General features: G+C 40.9%; 34 protein-coding genes. All 34 read left to right on the plus strand.

What is annotated here, in order from left to right; genetic code table 11:
- Positions 1 to 71: 71 nt before the first annotated feature.
- Positions 72 to 3,632, plus strand: coding sequence for a DNA-directed RNA polymerase subunit beta (gene rpoB / locus J2Y67_RS24520; RefSeq protein ID WP_310178259.1), 3,561 nt, complete (start codon positions 72 to 74; stop codon positions 3,630 to 3,632).
- Between the two features lie 126 nt (positions 3,633 to 3,758).
- Positions 3,759 to 7,358 (plus strand): DNA-directed RNA polymerase subunit beta', encoded by a 3,600-nt coding sequence (gene rpoC / locus J2Y67_RS24525; RefSeq protein ID WP_310178261.1) that lies wholly within the window; start codon positions 3,759 to 3,761, stop codon positions 7,356 to 7,358.
- 146 nt (positions 7,359 to 7,504) lie between these two features.
- On the plus strand, positions 7,505 to 7,753 hold the full coding sequence (locus J2Y67_RS24530) for a 50S ribosomal protein L7ae-like protein (protein ID WP_310178263.1): 249 nt from the start codon (positions 7,505 to 7,507) through the stop codon (positions 7,751 to 7,753).
- A 104-nt stretch (positions 7,754 to 7,857) separates the two neighbouring features.
- Positions 7,858 to 8,280 carry a 30S ribosomal protein S12 gene (gene rpsL / locus J2Y67_RS24535; RefSeq protein ID WP_310178265.1) on the plus strand — a complete coding sequence of 141 codons (423 nt, stop codon included), beginning with the start codon at positions 7,858 to 7,860 and terminating at the stop codon, positions 8,278 to 8,280.
- Positions 8,281 to 8,319: 39 nt separating this feature from the next.
- Complete coding sequence (gene rpsG, locus J2Y67_RS24540) at positions 8,320 to 8,790, plus strand: 30S ribosomal protein S7 (protein ID WP_026574084.1); 471 nt, start codon at positions 8,320 to 8,322, stop codon at positions 8,788 to 8,790.
- Between the two features lie 48 nt (positions 8,791 to 8,838).
- A complete protein-coding gene (gene fusA / locus J2Y67_RS24545) occupies positions 8,839 to 10,920 on the plus strand; it encodes an elongation factor G (RefSeq protein ID WP_310178267.1) in 2,082 nt (693 codons plus the stop codon).
- Positions 10,921 to 11,048: 128 nt separating this feature from the next.
- Entirely contained in the window at positions 11,049 to 12,236 is a 1,188-nt protein-coding gene (tuf, locus tag J2Y67_RS24550) for an elongation factor Tu (RefSeq protein ID WP_310178269.1), read from the plus strand.
- A 438-nt stretch (positions 12,237 to 12,674) separates the two neighbouring features.
- Complete coding sequence (gene rpsJ, locus J2Y67_RS24555) at positions 12,675 to 12,983, plus strand: 30S ribosomal protein S10 (RefSeq protein WP_007085291.1); 309 nt, start codon at positions 12,675 to 12,677, stop codon at positions 12,981 to 12,983.
- Positions 12,984 to 13,022: 39 nt separating this feature from the next.
- Positions 13,023 to 13,649: a 50S ribosomal protein L3 gene (gene rplC / locus J2Y67_RS24560; RefSeq protein ID WP_310178275.1), complete on the plus strand. Its 627-nt coding sequence runs from the start codon at positions 13,023 to 13,025 to the stop codon at positions 13,647 to 13,649.
- 29 nt (positions 13,650 to 13,678) lie between these two features.
- Positions 13,679 to 14,302: a 50S ribosomal protein L4 gene (gene rplD, locus J2Y67_RS24565; protein ID WP_310178277.1), complete on the plus strand. Its 624-nt coding sequence runs from the start codon at positions 13,679 to 13,681 to the stop codon at positions 14,300 to 14,302.
- Positions 14,302 to 14,586, plus strand: coding sequence for a 50S ribosomal protein L23 (gene rplW, locus J2Y67_RS24570; RefSeq protein WP_133339218.1), 285 nt, complete (start codon positions 14,302 to 14,304; stop codon positions 14,584 to 14,586). The genes rplD and rplW overlap by 1 nt, the downstream gene beginning before the upstream one ends.
- A gap of 29 nt (positions 14,587 to 14,615) precedes the next feature.
- Positions 14,616 to 15,446 (plus strand): 50S ribosomal protein L2, encoded by an 831-nt coding sequence (rplB, locus tag J2Y67_RS24575; RefSeq protein ID WP_310178280.1) that lies wholly within the window; start codon positions 14,616 to 14,618, stop codon positions 15,444 to 15,446.
- 60 nt (positions 15,447 to 15,506) lie between these two features.
- Positions 15,507 to 15,785: a 30S ribosomal protein S19 gene (gene rpsS / locus J2Y67_RS24580; protein WP_310178281.1), complete on the plus strand. Its 279-nt coding sequence runs from the start codon at positions 15,507 to 15,509 to the stop codon at positions 15,783 to 15,785.
- 17 nt (positions 15,786 to 15,802) lie between these two features.
- The gene (gene rplV, locus J2Y67_RS24585) at positions 15,803 to 16,144 is read left to right on the plus strand and encodes a 50S ribosomal protein L22 (RefSeq protein ID WP_310178283.1); all 342 of its coding nucleotides are present in this window, start codon (positions 15,803 to 15,805) and stop codon (positions 16,142 to 16,144) included.
- A 3-nt stretch (positions 16,145 to 16,147) separates the two neighbouring features.
- Positions 16,148 to 16,804, plus strand: coding sequence for a 30S ribosomal protein S3 (gene rpsC / locus J2Y67_RS24590; RefSeq protein WP_026574093.1), 657 nt, complete (start codon positions 16,148 to 16,150; stop codon positions 16,802 to 16,804).
- 1 nt (position 16,805) lies between these two features.
- Positions 16,806 to 17,240, plus strand: coding sequence for a 50S ribosomal protein L16 (gene rplP, locus J2Y67_RS24595; protein ID WP_026574094.1), 435 nt, complete (start codon positions 16,806 to 16,808; stop codon positions 17,238 to 17,240).
- Positions 17,230 to 17,430, plus strand: coding sequence for a 50S ribosomal protein L29 (gene rpmC, locus J2Y67_RS24600; protein ID WP_026574095.1), 201 nt, complete (start codon positions 17,230 to 17,232; stop codon positions 17,428 to 17,430). Before rplP ends, rpmC begins: the two co-directional genes overlap by 11 nt.
- Before the next feature lie 21 nt (positions 17,431 to 17,451).
- A complete protein-coding gene (gene rpsQ, locus J2Y67_RS24605; RefSeq protein WP_026574096.1) occupies positions 17,452 to 17,715 on the plus strand; it encodes a 30S ribosomal protein S17 in 264 nt (87 codons plus the stop codon).
- 39 nt (positions 17,716 to 17,754) lie between these two features.
- A complete protein-coding gene (rplN, locus tag J2Y67_RS24610; protein ID WP_026574097.1) occupies positions 17,755 to 18,123 on the plus strand; it encodes a 50S ribosomal protein L14 in 369 nt (122 codons plus the stop codon).
- A gap of 36 nt (positions 18,124 to 18,159) precedes the next feature.
- The gene (gene rplX, locus J2Y67_RS24615; RefSeq protein WP_198313633.1) at positions 18,160 to 18,468 is read left to right on the plus strand and encodes a 50S ribosomal protein L24; all 309 of its coding nucleotides are present in this window, start codon (positions 18,160 to 18,162) and stop codon (positions 18,466 to 18,468) included.
- A gap of 27 nt (positions 18,469 to 18,495) precedes the next feature.
- On the plus strand, positions 18,496 to 19,035 hold the full coding sequence (rplE, locus tag J2Y67_RS24620) for a 50S ribosomal protein L5 (RefSeq protein WP_310178288.1): 540 nt from the start codon (positions 18,496 to 18,498) through the stop codon (positions 19,033 to 19,035).
- 24 nt (positions 19,036 to 19,059) lie between these two features.
- Positions 19,060 to 19,245 carry a 30S ribosomal protein S14 gene (gene rpsN / locus J2Y67_RS24625; RefSeq protein ID WP_009499044.1) on the plus strand — a complete coding sequence of 62 codons (186 nt, stop codon included), beginning with the start codon at positions 19,060 to 19,062 and terminating at the stop codon, positions 19,243 to 19,245.
- A gap of 30 nt (positions 19,246 to 19,275) precedes the next feature.
- A complete protein-coding gene (gene rpsH / locus J2Y67_RS24630; protein ID WP_310178307.1) occupies positions 19,276 to 19,674 on the plus strand; it encodes a 30S ribosomal protein S8 in 399 nt (132 codons plus the stop codon).
- Between the two features lie 31 nt (positions 19,675 to 19,705).
- A complete protein-coding gene (rplF, locus tag J2Y67_RS24635; protein ID WP_310178309.1) occupies positions 19,706 to 20,242 on the plus strand; it encodes a 50S ribosomal protein L6 in 537 nt (178 codons plus the stop codon).
- A 33-nt stretch (positions 20,243 to 20,275) separates the two neighbouring features.
- A complete protein-coding gene (rplR, locus tag J2Y67_RS24640; RefSeq protein WP_310178311.1) occupies positions 20,276 to 20,638 on the plus strand; it encodes a 50S ribosomal protein L18 in 363 nt (120 codons plus the stop codon).
- A 24-nt stretch (positions 20,639 to 20,662) separates the two neighbouring features.
- Positions 20,663 to 21,163 carry a 30S ribosomal protein S5 gene (gene rpsE / locus J2Y67_RS24645; protein WP_026574103.1) on the plus strand — a complete coding sequence of 167 codons (501 nt, stop codon included), beginning with the start codon at positions 20,663 to 20,665 and terminating at the stop codon, positions 21,161 to 21,163.
- A gap of 13 nt (positions 21,164 to 21,176) precedes the next feature.
- A complete protein-coding gene (rpmD, locus tag J2Y67_RS24650) occupies positions 21,177 to 21,356 on the plus strand; it encodes a 50S ribosomal protein L30 (protein ID WP_310178313.1) in 180 nt (59 codons plus the stop codon).
- Positions 21,357 to 21,388: 32 nt separating this feature from the next.
- A complete protein-coding gene (gene rplO, locus J2Y67_RS24655) occupies positions 21,389 to 21,829 on the plus strand; it encodes a 50S ribosomal protein L15 (RefSeq protein WP_026574105.1) in 441 nt (146 codons plus the stop codon).
- Positions 21,829 to 23,124 carry a preprotein translocase subunit SecY gene (gene secY, locus J2Y67_RS24660; protein ID WP_310178317.1) on the plus strand — a complete coding sequence of 432 codons (1,296 nt, stop codon included), beginning with the start codon at positions 21,829 to 21,831 and terminating at the stop codon, positions 23,122 to 23,124. The genes rplO and secY overlap by 1 nt, the downstream gene beginning before the upstream one ends.
- 56 nt (positions 23,125 to 23,180) lie before the next feature.
- Positions 23,181 to 23,831 carry an adenylate kinase gene (locus tag J2Y67_RS24665; RefSeq protein ID WP_310178318.1) on the plus strand — a complete coding sequence of 217 codons (651 nt, stop codon included), beginning with the start codon at positions 23,181 to 23,183 and terminating at the stop codon, positions 23,829 to 23,831.
- 304 nt (positions 23,832 to 24,135) lie between these two features.
- Positions 24,136 to 24,354, plus strand: coding sequence for a translation initiation factor IF-1 (gene infA / locus J2Y67_RS24670; protein ID WP_007085268.1), 219 nt, complete (start codon positions 24,136 to 24,138; stop codon positions 24,352 to 24,354).
- A 37-nt stretch (positions 24,355 to 24,391) separates the two neighbouring features.
- Positions 24,392 to 24,505, plus strand: coding sequence for a 50S ribosomal protein L36 (gene rpmJ, locus J2Y67_RS24675; protein WP_000868344.1), 114 nt, complete (start codon positions 24,392 to 24,394; stop codon positions 24,503 to 24,505).
- A gap of 23 nt (positions 24,506 to 24,528) precedes the next feature.
- Positions 24,529 to 24,894: a 30S ribosomal protein S13 gene (gene rpsM, locus J2Y67_RS24680; protein WP_026574108.1), complete on the plus strand. Its 366-nt coding sequence runs from the start codon at positions 24,529 to 24,531 to the stop codon at positions 24,892 to 24,894.
- A 21-nt stretch (positions 24,895 to 24,915) separates the two neighbouring features.
- Positions 24,916 to 25,305: a 30S ribosomal protein S11 gene (rpsK, locus tag J2Y67_RS24685; protein WP_024027886.1), complete on the plus strand. Its 390-nt coding sequence runs from the start codon at positions 24,916 to 24,918 to the stop codon at positions 25,303 to 25,305.
- Positions 25,306 to 25,577 lie beyond the last annotated feature (272 nt).

Consider the following 25,577-nt stretch of genomic DNA (forward strand, 5'->3'; position numbering starts at 1 on the left):
AGGGAGCTAACTTCTTCTTAAAAGACGCTAATACATTTTTATTATAACGCTTGATTTGAGGGGTGAATCAGTTGACAGGTCAACTAGTTCAGTATGGACGACACCGGAAGCGGAGGAGTTATGCGCGAATCAGTGAAGTTTTAGAATTACCAAATCTTATTGAAATCCAAACCTCTTCATATCAATGGTTTCTTGATGAGGGATTGCGTGAAATGTTCCAGGATATTTCACCGATTGAAGACTTTACTGGTAACCTATCTCTAGAATTTATTGATTACAGCCTTGGTGATCCAAAGTATTCTGTTGAAGAATCAAAAGAACGGGACGTTACATATTCAGCACCATTACGTGTAAAAGTACGTCTTGTGAACAAAGAAACAGGCGAAGTAAAGGACCAAGATGTTTTTATGGGCGATTTCCCGCTCATGACGGAAACAGGTACGTTTGTCATCAATGGTGCTGAACGGGTTATTGTTTCTCAGTTAGTACGTTCACCGAGCGTATATTTCAGTGGGAAAGTTGATAAAAACGGAAAAAGAGGATTTACAGCGACGGTAATTCCGAACCGCGGCGCTTGGCTTGAGTATGAAACAGATGCCAAAGATGTCGTATATGTAAGAATAGATCGTACTCGGAAACTGCCCGTTACGGTTCTTTTGCGTGCACTTGGCTTCGGCTCTGATCAAGAAATCATTGAATTGATTGGGGACAACGAGTATATTCGCAATACACTGGAGAAGGACAATACCGAGGGTGTTGATAAAGCCCTTCTAGAGATTTACGAACGTCTGCGTCCAGGTGAACCACCGACAGTTGAAAATGCAAAAAGTTTATTAGTTTCCCGTTTCTTTGACCCTAAGCGATATGACCTTGCGAATGTTGGTCGTTATAAGATCAATAAAAAGCTTCATATTAAAAACCGCTTATTCAATCAACGTCTAGCAGAATCTCTTGTAGATCCTGAAACTGGTGAAATTATTGCTGAAAAAGGTACGTTACTTGATCGCAGAAATCTTGATCGGATTATTCCTGCGCTTGAAAAAAATATTAACTTTAACGGTTATAATCCAACAGGTGGCGTAGTGGTGGATGACATCATTCTTCAAGGGATTAAAATTTATGCCCCTAATGATGAAAATGAAAAAGTCATCAACGTATTGGGTAATGCCTATGTTGCGGAACCAATAAAAAATATCACTCCTGCAGATATTATTGCATCGATTAGCTATTTCTTTAATTTGCTGCATGGTGTAGGAGATACTGATGATATTGACCATTTAGGTAACAGACGACTTCGCTCTGTTGGTGAATTATTGCAAAACCAATTCCGTATTGGTTTATCCAGGATGGAACGTGTTGTGCGTGAGAGAATGTCCATTCAAGATACGGCTACGATTACACCGCAGCAGCTCATAAATATTCGTCCTGTTATTGCGTCCATTAAAGAGTTCTTTGGAAGCTCGCAATTATCGCAATTCATGGATCAAACAAACCCGCTGGCAGAGTTGACACATAAACGCCGTTTATCAGCATTAGGACCTGGTGGATTAACGCGTGAACGTGCTGGAATGGAAGTGCGTGACGTTCACTATTCCCACTATGGCCGTATGTGTCCGATTGAAACACCAGAGGGTCCGAACATTGGTTTGATTAACTCACTATCATCTTATGCAAAAGTGAACCGTTTCGGCTTTATTGAAACACCTTACCGTCGTGTCGACCCTGATACAGGAAAGGTAACAAGCCGAATTGATTATCTTACTGCAGATGAAGAAGATAACTATGTAGTGGCACAAGCGAATTCACGTTTAGGTGAGGATGGTTCATTCCTTGATACGGATATCGTAGCCCGTTTCCGTGGTGAAAACACGGTTGTAAACCGTGACCGTATTGATTATATGGATGTATCACCAAAACAGGTTGTATCTGCAGCGACTGCATGTATCCCGTTCCTTGAAAATGATGACTCAAACCGTGCATTAATGGGTGCGAACATGCAGCGTCAAGCAGTACCGCTTATGCAGCCGGAAGCTCCTCGTGTTGGAACTGGTATGGAATATGTATCAGGAAAAGACTCAGGTGCAGCGGTTATTTGTAAGCAGGATGGTATTGTTGAACATGTAGAAGCCCGTGAAGTTTGGGTTCGTGAAATAAAAGAAGTAGATGGTCAAGAGGTAAAAGGCGATCTTAAAAAATACCGGCTTTTAAAATTCATACGTTCTAACCAAGGTACTTGCTATAACCAACGTCCAATCGTTGCAGTGGGTAACCGTGTGAAAAAAGGAGAAATTCTTGCTGACGGTCCTTCCATGGAGTTAGGGGAGTTAGCTCTTGGACGTAACGTGCTCGTAGCGTTTATGACATGGGATGGCTATAACTATGAAGATGCGATTATCATGAGTGAACGTCTTGTAAAAGATGACGTGTATACGTCTATTCATATTGAAGAATATGAATCTGAATCTCGTGACACTAAGCTTGGACCAGAGGAAATTACCCGTGATATTCCAAATGTTGGGGAAGATGCCCTTCGTAATTTGGATGAACGCGGTATTATCCGTACAGGTGCAGAAGTAAAAGATGGTGATCTTCTAGTTGGTAAAGTTACACCGAAAGGGGTTACTGAATTAACGGCAGAAGAACGACTTTTACATGCTATTTTTGGTGAAAAAGCCCGCGAAGTCCGTGATACTTCACTTAGGGTACCACATGGCGGCGGTGGAATCGTTCATGATGTAAAAGTCTTCAATCGTGAAGACGGAGATGAACTTCCTCCGGGAGTAAACCAGTTAGTCCGTGTTTATATCGTTCAGAAGCGTAAAATTCACCAAGGTGATAAAATGGCGGGACGCCACGGAAATAAAGGGGTTATCTCAAGGATTTTACCTGAAGAAGATATGCCGTATTTACCAGATGGTACACCGGTTGATATCATGTTAAACCCATTAGGGGTTCCATCCCGTATGAATATCGGACAGGTGCTTGAACTCCATTTAGGAATGGCTGCTAGATATTTAAATATTCATGTTGCAACTCCAGTATTTGACGGAGCGCGTGAAGAAGATGTATGGTCAACGATTGAAGAGGCAGGAATGGCACGGGATGCGAAAACCGTTCTTTACGATGGCCGTACAGGTGAACCATTTGACAACCGAGTTTCCGTTGGTGTCATGTATATGATTAAACTTGCCCACATGGTTGACGATAAATTGCATGCTCGTTCAACAGGGCCATACTCACTTGTTACCCAACAGCCACTTGGCGGTAAAGCGCAATTTGGCGGACAGCGTTTCGGTGAGATGGAGGTTTGGGCACTTGAAGCTTATGGTGCTGCTTATACGCTTCAGGAAATTCTGACTGTTAAATCAGACGACGTTGTCGGTCGTGTGAAAACATATGAAGCAATTGTAAAAGGTGAAAATGTTCCGGAACCTGGCGTTCCAGAATCATTCAAAGTTTTAATTAAAGAGCTTCAAAGTCTCGGTATGGATGTGAAAATCCTTTCCGGTGATGAAGAAGAAATCGAAATGCGTGATTTGGAAGACGAGGACGACCTACAGCAGGTCGATACATTAAATATAGTTCCTGAAGCCCAGAACCTTGAATCTGAAAAGGTTGGTTCAAAAGAGTAATTAGCAGCTAAAGCGCACGGGCATTTAAACGCAAAATAGGAACAAGTCAAACTTGTTCCTCACTAAGCTTTTAGTTTTTCTGAGCAATTAGGGTAAAACCTGGAGATCAAAAGGGAGGTAGGCCCCTTGCTGGACGTTAATAATTTTGAGTATATGAAAATCGGCCTTGCTTCACCGGATAAGATCCGTTCATGGTCATTCGGAGAAGTGAAGAAGCCAGAAACCATTAACTATCGTACATTAAAACCTGAAAAGGACGGCTTGTTCTGTGAACGAATTTTTGGTCCAACTAAGGACTGGGAATGTCATTGCGGAAAGTATAAGCGTGTCCGTTATAAAGGTGTGGTTTGTGATCGATGCGGTGTTGAAGTAACCCGTGCGAAGGTTCGCCGTGAAAGAATGGGACATATTGAGCTTGCGGCACCTGTTTCACATATTTGGTATTTTAAAGGGATTCCAAGCAGAATGGGACTTGTTTTAGATATGTCTCCACGTGCATTGGAGGAAGTTATTTATTTTGCCTCTTATGTTGTAACAGATTCTGGTGATACTGCGCTTGATAAGAAGCAGCTTTTATCTGAAAAAGAATACCGTGCATACCGTGAAAAGTTTGGCAATAAGTTTCAAGCTGCCATGGGTGCTGAAGCCATTAAGAAGTTACTCTCAGATATTGATTTAAATAAAGAAGTAGATGGCTTAAAGGAAGAGTTGAAAACTGCACAAGGCCAGCGCCGTACACGTGCAATCAAGCGCCTTGAAGTGTTAGAAGCCTTCCGTGGTTCAGGTAATGAACCATCTTGGATGATTCTTGACGTTCTTCCTGTTATTCCTCCTGAATTGCGTCCAATGGTGCAATTAGATGGAGGAAGATTTGCCACTTCTGATTTAAATGACTTATATCGCCGTGTTATTAACCGTAATAACCGCTTAAAGCGTTTATTGGACCTTGGAGCACCAAGTATTATCGTGCAAAACGAAAAGCGTATGCTGCAAGAAGCGGTTGATGCACTAATCGATAACGGCCGTCGCGGCCGTCCGGTAACTGGACCGGGAAATCGTCCATTAAAATCACTTTCCCACATGTTAAAAGGGAAACAGGGCCGTTTCCGTCAAAACTTGCTTGGAAAGCGTGTGGACTATTCTGGACGTTCCGTTATCGTTGTAGGTCCGAATTTAAAAATGTATCAATGTGGTCTTCCAAAAGAAATGGCACTTGAATTGTTCAAGCCATTTGTTATGAAAGAGCTTGTTGAAAAAGGTTTAGCACATAACATTAAATCTGCAAAACGGAAAATTGAACGAGTTTCTCCTGAAGTTTGGGATGTCTTAGAAGATGTAATTAGAGAGCATCCGGTTTTATTAAACCGCGCCCCTACGTTACACAGACTGGGAATTCAGGCATTTGAACCTACCCTTGTTGAAGGCCGGGCAATTCGTTTGCACCCGCTTGTATGTACAGCCTATAACGCTGACTTTGACGGGGACCAAATGGCTGTTCACGTTCCGCTTTCTTCAGAAGCACAAGCAGAAGCAAGACTGTTAATGCTTGCAGCACAAAACATTTTGAATCCAAAAGATGGTAAGCCTGTTGTTACACCTTCTCAGGACATGGTGCTTGGTAACTATTACTTAACACTAGAAAGAGAAGGTACAGTCGGAGAAGGAATGATTTTCAAAGACACCAATGAGGCGCTGCTTGCTTATCAAAATGGCTTTGTTCATTACCATACTCGTGTGGCTGTTCATGCAGGTTCACTACGCAATGAAACCTTTACTGAAGAACAAAACAATATGCTGTTGATTTCAACAGTAGGTAAATTAATTTTTAACGAAATTTTGCCGAAATCATTCCCTTATATAAATGAACCAACAAGAGATAACTTAGAGGTTAAAACCCCTGAGAAATATTTTGTTGAAAAAGGCGATGATGTCCGCGCAAGAATCAAAGAAATGCCGATTGTCGATCCATTTAAAAAGAAAATCCTTGGAAATATCATTGCGGAAGTATTCAAACGTTTCAAAATTACTGAAACCTCAAAAATGCTTGACCGCATGAAGGATCTAGGATTTAAGCATTCAACGAAGGCTGGTATTACGGTTGGTGTTGCTGATATCGTCGTATTAGGTGAGAAACAGCAAATCCTTCACGAAGCACAGGAAAAAGTTGATAATGTTATGAAGCAATTTAGACGTGGTTTAATTACGGAAGATGAGCGTTATGATCGTGTCATTGCGATTTGGAGTGCGGCTAAAGATACGATTCAAGGTAAACTGATGAAATCCTTGAATAAAACCAATCCAATCTTCATGATGTCTGATTCCGGAGCGCGTGGTAACGCATCGAACTTTACACAGCTTGCTGGTATGCGCGGATTGATGGCTAACCCGGCTGGACGGATCATTGAATTACCGATTAAATCAAGTTTCCGTGAAGGTTTAACCGTATTGGAATACTTTATCTCCACACACGGTGCCCGTAAAGGTCTTGCGGATACGGCGCTTAAAACAGCGGACTCTGGTTATTTAACACGTCGTCTTGTTGACGTTGCACAGGATGTTATCGTTCGTGATGATGATTGTGGAACGGACCGTGGATTGCTCATTCGTGCATTAAAAGACGGAAATGAAACCATTGAGTCATTAGAAGAACGTCTAATTGGCCGTTATGCCCGCAACCCAATTAAACATCCAGAAACGAAGGAAGTTCTAGTTCCTGAAAACGGACTGATTACTGAAGACCTTGCAGAGACAATTGTCGGTGCAGGTGTTGAAGAAGTAAAAATTCGTTCTGTATTTACATGTAATACCCGCCACGGTGTATGTAAAAAGTGTTATGGCCGTAACTTGGCTACAGGCCAGGAAGTGGAAGTGGGTGAAGCAGTTGGTATTATCGCAGCCCAATCCATTGGTGAGCCGGGTACACAGTTAACCATGCGTACATTCCATACAGGCGGCGTTGCCGGAGACGATATCACACAGGGTCTTCCACGTATTCAAGAGATTTTTGAAGCACGTAACCCTAAAGGTCAAGCCGTTATTTCGGAAATTGATGGTGTTGTTGTCGGCATTAATGAGGGACGAGACCGTCAACATGAAATTGTTGTTCAAGGTGAAGTTGAATCACGTACCTACAATGCACCGTATACTGCCCGCTTAAAGGTTGCAATCGATGATCGTGTAGAACGTGGTGAAGAATTAACCGAAGGTTCAATCGATCCTAAAGAATTAATCAAAGTAAAAGACGTGAACGCTGTTCAAGAATACTTATTGCGTGAGGTTCAGAAGGTTTACCGTATGCAAGGGGTAGAAATCGGTGATAAACACGTTGAAGTAATGGTTCGACAAATGCTTCGCAAGGTTCGCGTAGTAGATGCCGGTGAAACAGAAGTACTCCCAGGCACATTACTCGATATTCATCAGTTTACTGATGCTAATGAAAAGGCCTTGTTATCAGGTAAATTACCTGCGACTGGACGACCTGTATTACTTGGTATTACGAAGGCATCTCTTGAAACAGATTCATTCTTGTCCGCTGCATCTTTCCAAGAAACAACAAGAGTTCTTACAGATGCTGCTATTAAAGGCAAGCGCGATGAGTTACTGGGTCTTAAAGAGAATGTTATCATTGGTAAGCTTGTTCCTGCTGGTACAGGAATGCAGCGATACCGCAAGGCAGAACCAGTATTTACGGAAACAGACGCTGACGAAACCGTTGCAATTGATTAACCTAAGTTTGTTCGCGGTACTTGCTAAATGCAGGTACCGCATTTTAAAGAAAAATACTTTTTTAGAAGATTTGTTGACATCCCATTATGAAGATGTTATTATATCAAAGGTGCTCCTATTCACCTAGTACTTTGGAGGATATGGAAATGTCTTATGAAAAAGTATTACGTGCTAACAAAATTGTTATAGGAACAAAACAAACAGCGAAAGCACTTAAAAACGATCAAGTACAAGAACTGGTTATAGCACAGGATGCTGACCCAAGAGTAACGCAATCTGTTGTTAATCAAGCCTTGCAAATGAACGTACCAATTCTTTATGTTGATTCAGCTAAAAAGCTGGGAAAAGCATGCAGGGTTGAAGTGGGGGCCTCAGCTGTTGCAATTATCCGTTAAAAACTGTTTTTGTAGATAGAGTAGTCTGCAAAAACTTTGTTTTTGCAAAAAAATGAACCACCTGGATGTGTGGGCTTACAAATAATGAAGGGAGGAAACATAACATGCCTACTATTAACCAATTAGTGCGCAAGCCACGTCAGGCTATTACTGAGAAGTCAAAATCTCCTGCGCTAAACAAAGGTTACAATAGCTTCAAAAAATCACAAACAAATGTATCTTCACCACAAAAACGCGGAGTATGTACTCGTGTTGGTACAATGACTCCAAAGAAACCGAACTCAGCGTTACGTAAATATGCTCGTGTACGCTTGACAAACGGTATTGAGGTGACTGCATACATTCCTGGTATTGGTCACAACCTTCAAGAACACAGCGTTGTTCTTATCCGTGGAGGACGTGTAAAAGACTTACCAGGGGTACGTTATCACATCGTACGTGGAGCGCTTGATACTGCTGGTGTAAACAACCGTATGCAAAGTCGTTCTAAATATGGTACTAAGAGACCAAAAGCAGCTAAAAAATAATCACATTAAATAACAGCTTCTTCGAAAGGAGGAAATAAAATGCCACGTAAAGGTCCTGTAGCAAAAAGAGACGTGTTACCAGATCCACTTTACAATTCTAAATTAGTTACTCGTCTAATCAACAAAATGATGGTTGACGGTAAAAGAGGTAAATCCCAAGAAATTCTTTACTCTGCGTTTGATACGATTCGTGAACGTACTGGTAAGGAACCAATGGAAATTTTCGATGCAGCGATGAAAAACATCATGCCTGTACTTGAAGTTAGAGCACGCCGTGTAGGTGGTGCGAACTACCAAGTACCAGTTGAGGTGCGCCCTGATCGCCGTACAACTTTAGGTCTTCGTTGGTTAGTTAACTATTCACGTCTTCGCGGTGAAAAAACGATGGAAGAGCGTTTAGCTAACGAAATCATGGATGCAGCTAACAACACTGGTGCATCTGTTAAGAAGCGTGAAGATACACACAAAATGGCTGAAGCAAACAAAGCGTTTGCTCACTATCGTTGGTAATTTAACCTTCAATATAAAAACTTTCATACTAGGAAGGAGAAAGACCCAATGGCAAGAGAGTTCTCCTTAGAAAACACTCGCAATATCGGCATCATGGCTCACATCGATGCCGGTAAAACAACCACCACTGAGCGTGTACTTTATTACACTGGTAAGATTCATAAAATTGGTGAAACACATGAAGGCGCGTCACAGATGGACTGGATGGAGCAAGAACAGGAGCGCGGAATTACTATAACATCCGCTGCAACAACTGCGCAATGGCACGGTCACCGCGTAAACATCATTGACACACCAGGACACGTAGACTTCACTGTTGAAGTTGAACGTTCTCTTCGTGTACTTGATGGTGCAGTAGCCGTCCTTGATGCACAATCAGGTGTTGAACCGCAAACCGAAACAGTTTGGCGTCAAGCAACAACCTACGGAGTACCACGTGTAGTATTCGTTAATAAGATGGACAAAATCGGAGCTGACTTCCTATATTCTGTAGGAACAATCCATGACCGCTTACAAGCGAACGCACATCCAATTCAGTTACCAATCGGTGCTGAAGATCAGTTTGAGGCAATTATTGACCTTGTGGAAATGAATGCTGTATTCTACGGGAACGATTTAGGAACTGATATTGAAGTTCGTGAAATCCCTGAAGAATACCGTGCTCAAGCTGAAGAGTATCATGAAAAATTAGTTGAAGCAGTAGCAGAACTAGATGAAGAATTAATGGAAAAATACCTCGGTGGCGAAGAAATCACCAAAGAAGAGCTTAAAGCTGGAATTCGTAAAGGTACCGTTAATGTTGAATTCTATCCTGTAATCTGTGGATCAGCTTTCAAAAACAAAGGTGTCCAACTGATGTTGGATGCTGTTATCGACTATCTTCCATCACCGTTAGATGTACCTGCAATTAAAGGTCATGCAATTGATGATGAAGAGGAAATCGTTGAACGTCACTCAAGCGATGAAGAGCCATTCTCTGCTCTAGCGTTTAAAGTTATGACCGACCCTTATGTTGGTAAATTGACATTCTTCCGCGTTTATTCTGGTACTTTAGATTCCGGGTCCTATGTACAGAACTCTACTAAAGGTAAGCGTGAACGTGTAGGACGTATTCTTCAAATGCATGCCAATAGCCGTCAAGAAATCTCTAAGGTTTATGCCGGTGATATTGCTGCTGCAGTTGGACTTAAGGATACAACAACTGGGGACACTCTATGTGACGATAAAAACCTTGTTATCCTAGAGTCTATGCAATTCCCTGAACCAGTAATCCAACTTTCTGTTGAACCTAAATCAAAAGCAGACCAAGACAAAATGACCACTGCTTTACAAAAGCTTCAAGAAGAAGACCCAACATTCCGTGCACATACTGATCAGGAAACTGGTCAAGTTATCATTGCTGGTATGGGTGAACTTCACCTTGATATTCTAGTAGACCGTATGCGTCGTGAATTTAAGGTTGAAGCAAATGTAGGTGCTCCTCAGGTTGCCTATCGTGAAACTTTCCGTGCTTCTGCACAAGTTGAAGGTAAATTCGCTCGTCAATCTGGTGGACGTGGACAATACGGTCACGTTTGGATTGAGTTCTCACCAAATGATGAAGGTAAAGGTTTCGAGTTTGTAAACGGTATTGTCGGTGGTGTTGTTCCTCGTGAATACATCCCTGCTGTTCAAGCTGGACTTGAAGATTCACTTAATCGAGGCGTTCTTGCTGGCTATCCTTTAGTTGATATTAAAGCAAGATTGTTCGATGGTTCATACCATGATGTTGACTCTTCTGAAATGGCGTTTAAAATTGCTGCATCTATGGCACTTAAGAATGCTGCATCCAAATGTAGCCCAGTCATCCTTGAACCTATGATGAGAGTAGAAGTGGTAATTCCTGAAGAATATTTAGGAGATATCATGGGTCAAATCACTGCTCGTCGCGGTCGTGTTGAAGGTATGGAAGCACGCGGTAATGCGCAAGTGGTTCGTTCAATGGTTCCACTTTCTGAAATGTTTGGATATGCAACAGCACTTCGTTCTAGTACACAAGGTCGTGGAGTATTCTCTATGCACTTTGATCACTATGAAGAAGTACCAAAATCAGTTTCTGAAGAAATCATCAAAAAAAATAAAGGTGAATAATTGATTTTCACCATTCTTTAAAGTATAACTATTTATGGAAGATTGGAAACTGTATTTTTGGGACAACCCGTTTACAGTTTCCGCTCAAATATACTTAAACTTTTATAATCCAAAGGAGGATTTTCCAAATGGCAAAAGCTAAATTCGACCGTTCAAAGCCACACGTTAACATTGGTACAATCGGACACGTTGACCATGGTAAAACTACTTTAACTGCTGCAATCACTTCTGTTCTTGCTAAGTCCGGTAAAGCAGAAGCACGTGCATATGATCAAATCGATGGTGCTCCTGAAGAAAAAGAACGTGGAATCACAATCTCTACTGCACACGTTGAGTATGAAACTGATGCTCGTCACTACGCACACGTTGACTGCCCAGGACACGCTGACTATGTTAAAAACATGATCACTGGCGCTGCACAAATGGACGGCGGTATCCTAGTTGTATCTGCAACTGATGGTCCAATGCCACAAACTCGTGAGCACATTCTATTATCTCGTCAGGTCGGTGTACCTTACCTTGTTGTTTTCATGAACAAGTGTGACATGGTTGACGACGAAGAACTTCTTGAATTAGTAGAAATGGAAATTCGTGATCTTCTTTCTGAATACGATTTCCCTGGCGATGACACTCCAGTTATCAAAGGTTCTGCTCTTAAAGCATTAGAAGGCGATGCTGCATGGGAAGAAAAAATCTTTGAACTTATGAACGCTGTTGATGAGTTCATCCCAACTCCAACTCGTGATACTGATAAGCCATTCATGATGCCAGTTGAGGATGTATTCTCAATCACTGGTCGTGGTACTGTTGCTACAGGACGTGTTGAGCGTGGTGTAGTAAAAGTTGGTGATGTAGTTGAAATCGTTGGTTTCACTGAAGAACCAAAATCTACTACTGTAACAGGTGTAGAAATGTTCCGTAAGCTTCTTGACTTCGCAGAAGCTGGAGACAACATCGGTGCTCTTCTTCGTGGTGTAGCACGTGAAGAAATCGAACGTGGACAAGTATTGGCTAAACCAAAGTCAATCACTCCACACACTAAATTTACTGCTCAAGTTTATGTTTTAACAAAAGAAGAAGGTGGACGTCATACTCCATTCTTCACAAACTACCGTCCACAATTCTATTTCCGTACTTCTGATATTACTGGTATTTGTAATCTTCCAGAAGGAACAGAAATGGTTATGCCTGGGGACCACATCGAAATGACTGTTGAACTTATCGCTCCAGTTGCGGTTGAAGAAGGAACTAAATTCTCTATCCGTGAAGGCGGACGTACTGTAGGATCTGGTACTATTACTTCAATTCAAGCGTAATAAAATAATAGTAAAAGCAGATGGGTGACGATCCATCTGCTTTTTTTTGTGAAAAAAAGAGATGGAGCTCCGTTAAGCAATTTTTATTTAAAAAACGAGTTTCTTCTATTATCTTATGTCATTTCTTTTTAGAATTTTGCGTCTTCTGAAATAACCTAAATTTCTATTAGGATATTTTTGGAGATTAATCTTTACTATTGAAATTGACTATATGTGCCGTTATAATAGTAAAAGTGTGCTAGGCACAAGAAACATAAAAGAAAATCGTAATAATTGTTGCGTTTGAATTATGTTTTATGTATAATAGACAATGTTGGTCTTTGACTGCGATGAAGTGAAAGGTTGCTGACACACCCGGCCGCTTTGCCATGGCGAGTGTGTGGGAAATTTTCACTGAGTATGTCTATTTATAAAATAGGCGATAAAGGAGGGAAAATAATGGCAAAACAAAAAATTCGTATCCGTTTAAAAGCGTATGATCACAGAATTCTTGATCAATCTGCAGAGAAAATCGTAGAAACAGCAAAACGTTCTGGTGCGGCAGTATCTGGTCCGATTCCATTACCAACTGAAAAATCTGTTTACACAATTCTTCGTGCGGTTCATAAGTACAAAGATTCTCGTGAGCAATTCGAAATGCGGACACATAAGCGTCTAATCGACATCGTTAATCCGACTCCACAAACAGTTGATGCATTAATGCGTTTAGATTTACCATCTGGTGTTGATATCGAAATTAAACTTTAATAAAAATAAATGAACATAAATTATAGGAGGTGTGACTAAATGACCAAAGGAATCTTAGGAAGAAAGATTGGTATGACTCAAGTATTCGCTGAAAACGGCAATTTAATCCCAGTTACTGTTGTTGAAGCTGCTGCAAACGTTGTTCTTCAAAAGAAATCAGTTGAAACTGATGGATATGAAGCAATTCAAATCGGTTTTGATGATAAACGTGAAAAATTAGCTAATAAACCAGAAAAGGGCCACGTTGCGAAAGCAAATACTGCTCCTAAGCGCTTCGTTCGCGAAATTCGCGGAGTTGATGTAGCAGGGTATGAAGTTGGTCAAGAAGTCAAGGTTGATATTTTCGCTGCAGGTGAAACTGTAGATGTAACAGGAATTTCAAAAGGTAAAGGTTTCCAAGGTTCAATTAAACGCCATGGACAATCCCGCGGCCCTATGGCTCACGGTTCCCGTTATCATCGTCGTCCTGGTTCAATGGGACCTGTTGCTCCAAACCGTGTATTTAAAGGTAAAGCATTACCTGGACGTATGGGTGGAGAACAAGTTACAGTACAAAACCTTGAGATTGTAAAAGTTGATGCTGAGCGTAACTTATTATTGATCAAAGGTAATGTTCCAGGAGCTAAAAAATCATTACTAAAAATTCAACGTGCGGTAAAAGCATAATTACTTCATAAGAAAGGAGGAACAAAAGCATGCCTAAAGTAGCATTATTAAACCAAACTGGATCTCAAGTTGGTGAAATCGAACTTAATGAATCAGTATTTGGTATTGAGCCAAACCAACACGTATTATTTGAAGCACTTGTTATGCAGCGCGCTTCTTTACGTCAAGGAACTCATAAAGTAAAAGGTCGTTCTGAAGTACGCGGTGGTGGACGTAAACCATGGCGTCAAAAAGGAACTGGTCGTGCTCGTCAAGGGTCTATCCGTTCTCCACAATGGCGCGGAGGTGGTACTGTATTCGGTCCAACACCACGCAGCTATAGCTATAAATTACCTAAAAAAGTGCGTCGCTTAGCGATCAAATCTGCACTTTCATCTAAAGTGGTAGAAGAAAACATCTTGGTTCTTGAAAGTTTAGCTTTCGATGCACCAAAAACAAAAGATTTCAAATCAGTATTAGGTGGTCTTTCTGTTGAGAAGAAAGCACTTATCGTTACTGCTGACCTAGATGAGAACGTAGCATTATCTGCTCGAAACATCCCTGGTGTAACGGTTGTAACAGCTGATGGAATCAACGTACTAGACGTTGTAAATCATGATAAGTTGATCATGACTAAAGCAGCGGTTGAAAAAGTAGAGGAGGTGCTTGCATAATGGATGCACGCGATATCATTAAGCGCCCCGTTATCACTGAACGTTCTACTGACTTAATGGCTGAAAAGAAATATACATTTGAAGTTGATGTTAGAGCGAATAAAACTCAAGTTAAAGATGCTGTTGAAACAATCTTTGGCGTTGATGTTGAAAAAGTAAACATCATGAACTACAAAGGTAAATTCAAGCGTATGGGTAAATTCGGTGGTTACACAAATAAACGTCGTAAGGCAATTGTTAAATTAACAGCTGACAGCAAAGAAATCGAATTCTTTGAAGCTTAAGAATCTATCAAGAAGAGGAGGGAAACAAAATGGCGATTAAAAAGTACAAACCTACCTCCAATGGTCGTCGCGGTATGACTACTTCTGATTTCGCAGAAATCACAACTAGCACACCAGAAAAATCTCTATTAGCTCCGTTAAAGAGAAAAGGCGGCCGTAATAACCAAGGTAAGTTAACTGTTCGTCATCAAGGTGGCGGCCATAAGCGTCAATATCGTTTAATTGACTTTAAACGTACAAAAGATGGCATTCCTGGACGCGTTGCCACAATTGAGTATGATCCAAACCGTTCTGCAAATATTGCATTAATCAACTATGTAGATGGAGAAAAGCGTTATATCTTGGCTCCTAAAAACCTACAAGTTGGCATGGAAGTAATGTCTGGTCCTGAGGCAGATATTAAAGTAGGTAATGCTCTTCCATTAGCTAACGTTCCAGTTGGTACTGTGGTACACAACATTGAATTAAAACCAGGTAAAGGTGGACAATTGGTACGTGCTGCCGGAACATCCGCACAAGTACTTGGTAAAGAAGGAAAATACGTACTAGTACGTTTAAATTCCGGTGAAGTTCGTATGATTCTTTCTGAATGCCGCGCGTCAATCGGTCAAGTCGGAAACGAACAGCACGAACTAATTAACATTGGTAAAGCTGGACGTTCTCGCTGGTTAGGCAAGCGCCCAACTGTTCGTGGATCTGTTATGAACCCTAACGATCACCCACACGGTGGTGGTGAAGGTCGCGCTCCTATCGGACGTAAATCACCAATGACTCCATGGGGCAAACCAACTCTTGGATACAAAACTCGTAAGAAGAAAAATAAATCGGACAAATTTATCGTTCGTCGTCGTAAAAAATAACGTGACGCGCCTACGGTTCAAAGGAAGAACCGTAGAACTGTCACGAAGGGAGGTTCATTCATGGGTCGCAGCTTAAAAAAAGGACCATTCGTTGATGATCATTTAATGGTTAAGATCGAAAAGTTAAATGAAACTGAAGGTAAACAAGTTATTAAAACTTGGTCACGCCGTTCTACGATCTTCCCACAATTTATCGGTCACACGATCGCAGTTTATGATGGTCGCAAACATGTGCCTGTATATGTAACTGAAGACATGGTTGGACACAAGCTTGGAGAATTCGCTCCAACTCGTGCTTACAAAGGCCATGGTAATGATGATAAGAAAACCAGACGTTAAGAGAGGAGGGCATCCAAATGCAATCTAAAGCTGTTGCAAGAACAGTTCGTATTGCTCCTCGTAAAGCACGTTTAGTCGTCGATTTAATTCGAGGTAAGCAAGTTGGTGAAGCGGTGGCGATTTTAAATCTCACTCCTAAGGCTGCTTCTCCAATCGTTGAGAAAGTTTTAAAATCTGCTATGGCAAATGCCGAGCACAACTATGAAATGGACGTAAATAACTTGGTAGTTGCACAAGCATTTGTTGACGAAGGACCAACTTTAAAACGTTTCCGTCCTCGCGCAATGGGTCGTGCAAGCCAAATTAACAAACGTACTAGCCATATTACAATCGTTCTATCAGAAAAGAAGGAGGGATAATCAGTGGGTCAAAAAGTAAATCCAGTCGGTTTGCGTATCGGGATCATCCGTGATTGGGAATCTAAGTGGTACGCAGGTAAAGACTTTGCTGATCTTTTACACGAAGACCTTAAGGTTCGTGAGTACATCACGAAACGTTTAAAAGATGCTTCTGTTTCTAAAGTAGAAATCGAACGTGCTGCAAACCGTGTAAACGTAACTGTTCATACTGCAAAGCCAGGTATGGTTATCGGTAAAGGCGGTACAGAAGTTGAAGCACTTCGTAAAGCATTAAATGCATTAACTGGCAAACGTGTACACATCAACATTCTTGAAATCAAGAAAGCAGATGTTGACGCTAAATTAGTTGCTGAAAATATTGCTCGTCAATTAGAAAACCGTGTATCTTTCCGTCGTGCACAAAAGCAAGCAATCCAACGTGCTATGCGTGCTGGAGCGAAAGGTATTAAAACAATGGTATCCGGTCGTTTAGGCGGTGCAGATATTGCTCGTTCAGAACACTACAGCGAAGGAACAGTTCCACTTCATACACTTCGCGCCGACATCGACTATGCAACAGCTGAAGCAGACACTACTTATGGTAAGCTTGGCGTAAAAGTATGGATCTATCGTGGAGAAGTCCTTCCTACTAAGAAGAAAACTGAGGAAGGAGGCAAATAATATGTTATTGCCAAAACGCGTAAAATATCGCCGTCAACACCGCGGAAAAATGCGTGGAAACGCAAAAGGCGGCACTGAAGTAACTTTCGGTGAATACGGTCTTCAAGCATTAGAAGCATCTTGGATCACAAACCGTCAAATCGAAGCGGCTCGTATTGCAATGACTCGTTACATGAAACGTGGCGGTAAAGTTTGGATTAAAATTTTCCCACACAAACCTTATACTGCTAAGCCTCTAGAGGTGCGGATGGGTTCTGGTAAAGGGGCGCCTGAAGGATGGGTAGCCGTTGTTAAACCAGGAAAAATTATGTTTGAAATCGCTGGCGTTTCAGAAGAAATCGCTCGTGAAGCACTTCGTCTTGCAATGCACAAACTTCCAGTAAAATGTAAGTTTGTAAAACGTGAAGAAATTGGTGGTGAATCAAATGAAAGCTAATGAACTTCGTGACCTTACCACTGCTGAAATTGAACAAAAAGTTAAATCATTAAAAGAAGAGCTTTTCAACCTTCGCTTTCAATTGGCGACAGGACAACTTGAAAATACGGCTCGTATCCGTGAAGTACGCAAAGCGATTGCTCGCATGAAGACAGTGATTCGTGAAAGAGAAATCAGCGTAAACAAGTAATAGTGAGAGGAGGTTCACACAATGAGTGAACGTAACCAACGCAAAGTTTACACTGGACGCGTTGTTTCTGACAAAATGGATAAAACTATTACTGTTTTAGTCGAAACATACAAAAAGCATCCATTATACGGTAAACGCGTTAAGTACTCTAAAAAGTATAAAGCTCATGATGAGCAAAATCAGGCAAAAGTTGGCGACATCGTACGTATCATGGAAACTCGCCCGCTTTCAGCTACAAAGCGCTTCCGTCTAGTAGAAGTAGTAGAAAAAGCAGTTATTATTTAATTGTTCGGATTATGTTCATTCCGAAGGGAGGTTACACGCATGATTCAACAAGAATCACGTTTAAAAGTTGCTGACAACTCTGGTGCTCGTGAAGTACTTACTATTAAAGTTCTCGGTGGTTCTGGTCGCAAAACTGCTGGTATCGGCGATGTTATCGTATGTACAGTTAAACAAGCAACACCAGGTGGCGTTGTTAAAAAAGGTGATGTGGTTAAAGCTGTTATTGTACGTACAAAAAGCGGTGCACGTCGCACTGATGGTACCTACATTAAATTCGACGAAAACGCATGTGTAATTATCAAAGATGATAAGAGCCCACGCGGTACGCGTATCTTCGGACCAGTTGCCCGCGAACTTCGCGAAAACAACTTCATGAAAATCGTTTCTTTAGCTCCAGAAGTATTATAATTTTAAATTAATATGCCTTTAAGGAGGTGCTTAATGATGCATGTGAAAAAAGGTGACAAAGTAAGAGTTCTCTCTGGTAAGGATAAAGGCAAAACTGGTGTGATTCTAGCTGCTTACCCTAAAGAAGCCCGTGTGCTTGTAGAAGGTGTAAACATCGTGAAAAAACACACTAAGCCTTCTCAAGTGAATCCACAAGGTGGAATCATCAGCCAAGAAGCTCCAATTCATGTATCAAACGTTATGCCTATCGATCCTAAATCAGGTAACCCAACTCGTGTAGGTTACAAAACGGTTGATGGCAAAAAAGTACGCGTAGCAAAATCCGGTGAAGTTTTAGATAAATAGTTTAAATTAAGAAGGGAGGTACAATAAGTGAACCGCCTAAAAGATAAATTTGTAAAAGAAATTTCTCCTGCTCTAATGAGCAAATTTAATTATAAATCAGTAATGCAAGTACCAAAAATTGAGAAGATCGTTATTAACATGGGTGTTGGTGACGCAGTTCAAAATGCTAAAGCACTTGATAATGCTGTAGAAGAACTTGCTACAATTACTGGTCAAAAGCCTGTCGTAACTCGTGCGAAAAAATCAATCGCTGGTTTCCGCCTTCGTGAAGGTATGCCAATCGGTGCAAAGGTTACTCTTCGTGGAGAGCGCATGTACCAATTCATGGATAAATTAGTTTCTGTATCATTACCTCGTGTACGTGACTTCCGTGGTGTTTCTAAGAAGGCATTCGATGGTCGTGGTAACTATACTTTGGGTATTAAGGAACAATTAATCTTCCCAGAAATTGATTACGATAAAGTAAGTAAGGTTCGTGGTATGGATATCGTTATCGTTACCACTGCTAACACCGATGAAGAAGCTCGTGAGTTGTTAACTCAAGTTGGAATGCCATTCCAAAAGTAATCGCTAAATAAGGGAGGCGAAAACGTGGCTAAAAAGTCAATGATTGCGAAACAAAAGCGCACGCCTAAATACAAAGTACAAGAGTACACACGTTGCGAACGTTGCGGACGTCCACACTCTGTATATCGTAAATTTAAGCTTTGCCGTATTTGTTTCCGTGAATTAGCATACAAAGGACAAATTCCTGGTGTTAAAAAAGCCAGCTGGTAAAACTAAAGGTTTGGGAAGGAGGTAAAAATAATGGTCATGACAGATCCAATTGCTGATATGCTTACTCGCATTCGAAATGCGAATATGGTACGTCACGAAAAGTTAGAAGTACCTGCTTCTAATATCAAAAAAGAAATCGCTGAAATTCTAAAGCGCGAAGGTTTCGTACGTGACGTTGAATTTATCGATGACAACAAACAAGGTATTATCCGTATCTTCCTTAAGTACGGTACAAATAACGAACGTGTTATTACTGGTCTTAAACGTATTAGTAAGCCTGGTCTTCGCGTTTACGCTAAATCCAATGAGGTACCTCGCGTACTTAATGGTCTTGGTATTGCACTAGTTTCAACATCAACAGGTGTTATTACTGATAAAGAAGCTCGTGCAAAACAAGTTGGCGGAGAAGTATTAGCTTACGTTTGGTAATAGAGTTTCTGAAAGAATGGAGGTGCACTAAATGTCTCGCGTAGGAAAAAAACCAATTGAAATTCCAACTGGAGTTACAGTTACTTTAAACAATAATGCTGTTACTGTGAAAGGACCTAAAGGCGAATTATCTCGCTCTTTTAATCCTGATATTGAAATTAAAATTGAAGAGAATATTATCAATGTGTCTCGTCCGTCTGATTCAAAAGAACACCGCGCATTGCACGGAACTACTCGTGCGTTGCTTTCAAACATGGTAGAGGGTGTATCTAAAGGATTTGAAAGAGGACTTGAACTTATCGGTGTTGGATACCGTGCGCAAAAACAAGGTAACAAGCTTGTTTTAAACGTAGGTTATTCTCATCCAGTTGAAATCGAACCTGAAGCAGGTATCGAAATTGAAGTCCCTGCAAACACAAAAATTATCGTTAAAGGTACTAGCAAGGAGCGCGTTGGCGCACTAGCTGCTAACATCCGTGACGTTCGTCCACCGGAGCCTTATAAAGGCAAAGGTATTCGTTACGAAGGTGAATTCGTCCGTCGTAAAGAAGGTAAAACAGGTAAGTAATAGCCTTATGGGTAAACGAAAGGAGTGACGTAAATGATTACGAAGCTTGATAAAAACGCTGTTCGCCGTAAAAGACACGCTCGTGTCCGTGCGAAACTTAGCGGAACTTCAGCTCGTCCACGTCTAAATGTGTTTCGTTCTAATAAACATATTTATGCTCAAATTATCGATGACATGAATGGAGTTACTTTAGCAAGTGCTTCAACTTTAGATAAAGAATTAAATCTTGAGTCTTCAAGCAATGTTGGTGCTGCACAAAAGGTCGGAGAATTAGTTGCGAAACGTGCAGCTGAAAAAGGTATTTCAAATGTTGTCTTTGACCGTGGAGGATACCTTTATCATGGACGTATTCAAGCATTAGCTGATGCTGCTCGCGAAAACGGCTTACAATTTTAATAGACAAAGGAGGGACACAAAAAGATGCGTCGTATTGATCCAAACAAACTTGAACTAGAAGAACGCGTAGTTACGGTTAACCGTGTTGCGAAAGTTGTTAAAGGTGGACGTCGTTTCCGTTTCACTGCTCTTGTAGTAGTTGGAGATAAAAACGGTCATGTCGGATTCGGTACTGGTAAAGCTCAAGAGGTACCGGATGCGATTCGTAAAGCTATCGAAGATGCGAAGAAAAACTTAGTCGAAGTACCTATGGTTGGAACTACTGTTCCTCACCAAGTAATTGGTCGTTTCGGTGCTGGCGAAATCCTTTTAAAACCTGCTTCTGAAGGTACAGGAGTTATCGCTGGTGGACCAGTTCGTGCGGTTCTTGAATTAGCTGGTGTTGCTGATATCCTTTCAAAATCTTTAGGAACAAATACACCAATTAATATGGTTCGTGCAACTGTAGATGGTTTAAAACAATTAAAACGTGCTGAGGACGTAGCAAAGTTACGTGGTAAATCAGTAGAAGAACTGTTAGGATAAGGGGGGAATTCAAATGGCGAAACTATTAATTACCCTCAACCGTAGCCTGATTGGTCGCCCTGAAGACCAACGTGCGACAGTTACTGCGCTTGGATTACGTAAATTAAATCAAACAGTTGAGCATCAAGATAACGCTGCTATTCGCGGCATGATTACCAAAGTTGCTCACCTTGTAACAGTAAAAGAACAATAAGAGATTGTTTTCTTTCATAAGGAGGTGCCAATATGAAACTTCATGAATTAAAACCTGCGGAAGGTTCCCGTAAAGAACGTAAGCGTCTTGGACGTGGTATCGGTTCTGGTCAAGGTAAAACTGCTGGTAAAGGTCATAAAGGACAAAATGCTCGTTCCGGCGGCGGTGTTCGTCTAGGATTCGAAGGTGGTCAAACACCATTATTCCGTCGTTTACCAAAACGTGGTTTTACGAATTTCAGCCGTAAAGAATTTGCAGTTGTGAACCTTGATGCTCTTAATCGCTTTGAAGAAGGTACTGAAGTTACTCCAGAACTTCTTATCGAATCAGGCGTAGTTAAGAACGAAAGAGCAGGAATTAAAATTCTTGCTAAAGGGAACGTAGAGAAAAAATTGACTGTTAAAGCTCATAAATTCTCCTCTGCCGCCAAAGAAGCAATTGAAGCTGCCGGTGGAAGCGTTGAGGTGATCTAATGTTCCGAACAATCTCCAATTTTATGCGCGTTGGTGATATAAGACGAAAGATTCTATTTACCCTTTTAATGTTAATAGTCTTTCGTCTAGGTACATTTATTCCTGTGCCTAATGTAAATGCTGATGTACTTAGTGCCCAGGATAAACTTAGTGTATTCGGTGTTTTAAATACTTTTGGAGGTGGAGCATTAAAACAATTCTCCATCTTTGCAATGGGTATTATGCCGTATATCACTGCATCAATTATAATCCAGCTTTTACAAATGGATGTTGTACCAAAATTCACGGAATGGTCTAAACAGGGAGAAGCCGGACGGCGGAAAACTGCTCAGTTTACCCGCTACTTTACTGTTGTGCTTGGATTTATCCAAGCATTAGGTATGTCCTACGGTTTCAATAACCTTGCAAGTGGCCAATTGATTGAAAACCCGGGAATTGGTACGTATCTATTAATTGCGGTTGTTCTAACTGCTGGTACATCATTCCTAATGTGGCTTGGTGAGCAAATTACTGAAAAAGGTGTTGGAAATGGAATTTCCATCATCATCTTTGCAGGAATTGTTGCTGGGATCCCAACTACGGTTAAACAAATTTTTGTACAACAGTTTGAAAATGCCGGAGAAGCGTTATTTTTACGAATTGTTACTGTTGTAATTATTGCGATTGCGGTCATTGCTATTGTTGTAGGTGTTATTTTTATTCAACAAGCAAATCGTAAAATTCCAATCCAGTATGCTAAACGTGTTGTGGCAGGCCGAAATCCTGTAGGAGGACAATCCACTCATATGCCATTAAAGGTTAACGCTGCAGGGGTTATCCCTGTTATCTTTGCGATTTCCTTTATTGTAACGCCGAGGACGGTTGCTTCTTTCTTCCCACAAAATAACGTAACCATTTGGGTTAATAAAATATTTGATTATTCTCATCCAATTGGGATGATCATATATGCCGCATTAATTATTGCGTTTACTTATTTCTATGCTTTTATCCAAGTGAACCCTGAACAAGCTGCGGAAAACTTACAAAAGCAAAGTGGCTATATTCCAGGTATTCGTCCTGGAAAAAGCACACAAGAATACTTGACGCGCGTATTATATCGTTTAACATTTGTTGGTGCACTCTTCTTAGCAGCGATTTCGGTACTACCTGTTATCTTTATTAAGATAGGGAATCTACCGCAATCAGCTCAAATAGGAGGAACAAGCTTACTGATCGTTGTCGGGGTTGCCCTTGATACGATGAAACAGCTTGAAGCTCAATTGGTTAAACGTCATTATAAAGGCTTTATTAAGTAAAGGGTTTGGGGGCTAAGTCCCCTTAAAACCTATCAATAGCACGAGGGGGAATACGTGTGAATTTAGTATTAATGGGGCTTCCAGGTGCCGGTAAAGGCACACAGGCCGAAAGAATAGTCGAAAAATACGGCATCCCTCATATCTCTACTGGAGATATGTTCCGTGCAGCGATGAAAGAAGGAACAGAACTAGGTTTAAAAGCTAAATCCTTCATGGACAAAGGTGCGCTTGTTCCGGACGAAGTAACGATCGGAATTGTTCGTGAGCGATTAAGTAAAGAAGACTGTCAAAAAGGATTCTTACTAGACGGCTTTCCTAGAACAGTACCTCAAGCAGAAGCATTGGAAACTCTTCTTGTTGAACTTAACAGGTCAATTGATTATGTCATTAACATTGATGTTGACAAGAATATCCTAATGGAGCGCTTAACTGGCCGCCGCATTTGTAAAGATTGTGGCGCAACTTATCATCTTGTGTTTAACCCGCCAGTTCATGAGGGGAAATGCGATCGCTGCGGCGGAGAATTGTACCAACGAGCAGATGATAATGCAGAAACCGTACAAAATCGTTTAGATGTAAATATTAAACAATCCCAGCCATTATTGGATTTCTATGAAACAAAGGGATATTTGCGGACGATCAATGGCCAGCAGGACATTAATGTTGTATTTGCTGACATTGAACAATTATTAAGGGATTTAATTTAATGATCCAATGCAAAACCAGGCTAATGTCTCTCGAACATCTCCGATAAGATTCTAACTTTTGTGGATGCAAGTGGTTTTCAATTGTACATGAGTATGCCGGACTCTGTGTTTGGCAAAACTTACATGATGATACAAATCGTTAACAAGACCGCGTCTACAGCCTGGCATAGAAATTGCAATTTCTAATTGTTACTAGCAGACGTGGTGCGAGTCATGTGCTATAATTGTAAAGTTGGACTTAGATTTGCACTTACAAAAGTTTTTAAATAAATGACAATCTGAAAAGAGAAGGGAGACGTGTCCAATGGCCAAAGATGATGTTATTGAAATTGAAGGTAAAGTCATTGAAACTTTGCCAAATGCAATGTTTAAGGTAGAATTAGAAAATGGTCATACTGTGCTAGCTCATGTTTCTGGTAAAATTCGAATGCACTTCATTCGAATCCTTCCGGGTGACAAAGTGACTGTTGAGCTTTCTCCATATGACTTGACACGCGGAAGAATTACTTACCGCTTTAAATAATCTGCTTGCACTCCGTACTACTAAGGAGGTTAGGATAATGAAAGTAAGACCATCTGTTAAACCGATCTGCGAAAAGTGCAAAGTTATCCGTAGACGCGGTAAAGTCATGGTTATCTGTGAAAACCCTAAACATAAACAAAAACAAGGTTAATTTTTGAAGGAGGTGCGCACTTAATGGCACGTATTGCTGGTGTGGATATTCCACGTGAAAAACGTGTAGTTATCTCATTAACTTACATTTATGGTATTGGTAAAAATACAGCACAAAAAATCTTAGCAGAAGCTGGTGTTTCTGAAGATACTCGTGTGCGTGATTTAACTGAAGACGAATTAAACAAAATCCGTGATATCATCGACAAATTAAAAGTTGAAGGTGATCTTCGCCGTGAAATTTCTCTTAACATTAAGCGTTTAATGGAAATCGGCTGTTACCGCGGATTACGTCATCGTCGTGGTTTACCGGTTCGTGGACAAAATACTAAAAACAACGCTCGTACACGCAAAGGTCCTCGTAAGACTGTTGCGAACAAGAAGAAGTAATCGGCAAAGGAGGTTATTTAAATGGCACGTAAAACGAATACACGTAAGCGTCGTGTTAAAAAGAATATTGAATCAGGTATTGCACATATCCGTTCAACATTTAACAACACAATTGTAACAATCACTGATGTCCATGGTAATGCAATTTCATGGTCAAGTGCAGGTGCACTTGGATTTAGAGGTTCTCGTAAATCTACTCCATTCGCAGCGCAAATGGCAGCTGAAACAGCAGCCAAAACTTCTATCGAACACGGGATGAAAACGTTAGAAGTAACGGTTAAAGGACCTGGTGCAGGACGTGAAGCTGCAATTCGTGCTCTTCAGGCTGCTGGTCTTGAAGTAACAGCAATTAAAGATGTTACTCCTGTTCCTCATAATGGATGCCGTCCACCAAAACGTCGTCGTGTTTAATTTTTCTGTATAGACTTTCCTATCCCTGTCTATAATGGGATATGATACTAATTTTTCCGTTCATACAGAAGATTAATTCCAGTTGTTGTGCACAAAACGGGAACGTATACATGGGGGAATTTCGATTAGTCATCTTAGCTAATTGAGGTTTTCGACGTTTTGAAGGAGGGTTATTTGATGATCGAAATAGAAAAACCAAAAATCGAAACGGTTGAGATCAACGATGATGCCTAGTACGGGAAGTTCGTCGTAGAGCCACTTGAGCGTGTTTA

Source organism: Neobacillus niacini, from assembly GCF_031456445.1.
Classification (GTDB): Bacteria; Bacillota; Bacilli; order Bacillales; family Cytobacillaceae; genus Neobacillus; species Neobacillus niacini_I.